The 1,292-nt window shown below is 54.3% G+C and carries 1 protein-coding gene; it reads left to right on the forward strand.

What is annotated here, in order from left to right; translation table 11 throughout:
- Positions 1-39: 39 nt before the first annotated feature.
- The coding region (locus tag V6D20_25205; protein ID HEY9819080.1) for a glutamate synthase central domain-containing protein at positions 40-1,292 on the forward strand (1,253 nt) is incomplete at its 3' end.

A 1,292-nucleotide genomic window follows, 5' to 3' on the forward strand; every position in this document is an offset into this window, starting at 1 on the left:
TATTTTAAGCAGCGTTTTGCTCAGGTCACTAATCCCCCCATCGATCCCCTCCGGGAAAAGTTAGTGATGTCTTTGAATATGTACCTTGGTGAGCGGGGGAACCTCCTCGATTGCGGGGCAAAGGATGCCAAATCCCTCAAACTTGAGAGTCCGATTCTTAATGAGGTGGAGCTGGAAACGGTGCGGGCAAGTTCCCTCGGCACAGCTACCCTTGGCACAACCTACGCGATTGCCGATGGCCCCGATGGTCTAAAGCAGGCGATCGCCGCCCTCTGTGATGCCGCAGAAAGTGCCGTTCAAGCCGGGGCAAAAATTCTTGTCCTCAGCGATCGCCTCGTGGGAACAGTGGATACGAACCAGAGCTTTATTCCGCCCTTGGTAGCAGTCGGTGCAGTACACCACCATCTGATTGCCAAAGGCTTACGCCTCAGCGCCTCCCTTGTGGTAGACACAGCTCAATGTTGGAGCACCCACCATTTCGCTTGCCTCGTCGGTTATGGCGCATCGGCGATCTGTCCTTACCTCGCCCTTGAAGGGGTACGCCATTGGTGGCACGCCCCCAGAACGCAGAAGCAAATGGAGTCTGGTACGATTGCAGCCATTTCCATCGAGAAGGCTCAGAATAACTACCGTTACGCCATCGAATCTGGTCTTTTGAAAATCCTCTCTAAAATGGGGATTTCCCTGTTGCCGTCCTACCACGGCGCACAGATTTTTGAAGCCATCGGTCTCGGCATGGAAGTTATCAACACCGCGTTTAAGGGCACAACCTCCCGCGTTGGCGGCATGACCCTCGCAGACTTGGCACAGGAAAGCATTGCGTTCCATAGCCGCGCTTTCCCTGAGTTGTCCTCCACAAAATTAGCCAACTACGGCTTTGTGAACTACCGCAAGGGTGGGGAATATCACATGAATTCCCCCGAAATGACCAAGGCGCTACACAAAGCAGTGGCAGCCTATAACTCCAACGAGGAAGAAGCCTACGACCACTACGATGTCTACCAAAAGTACCAGTCTAATCGTCCGGCAACTGCCCTCCGGGATCTCCTCGATTTTGACAGCGATCGCCCCTCTGTCGATATCAGCGAAGTCGAGTCTGTAGAAGACATTGTGAAGCGGTTCTGTACCGGTGGCATGTCCCTCGGCTCCCTGTCTAGAGAAGCCCACGAAACCTTGGCGATCGCCATGAACCGTTTGGGCGCAAAATCCAACTCCGGCGAAGGTGGCGAAGACCCAGTCCGTTTTAAAATCCTCAATGACGTAGACGGCTCCGGCGATTCCCCCACCCTGCC

This window comes from Candidatus Obscuribacterales bacterium (assembly GCA_036703605.1).
Taxonomy (GTDB): Bacteria; Cyanobacteriota; Cyanobacteriia; order RECH01; family RECH01; genus RECH01.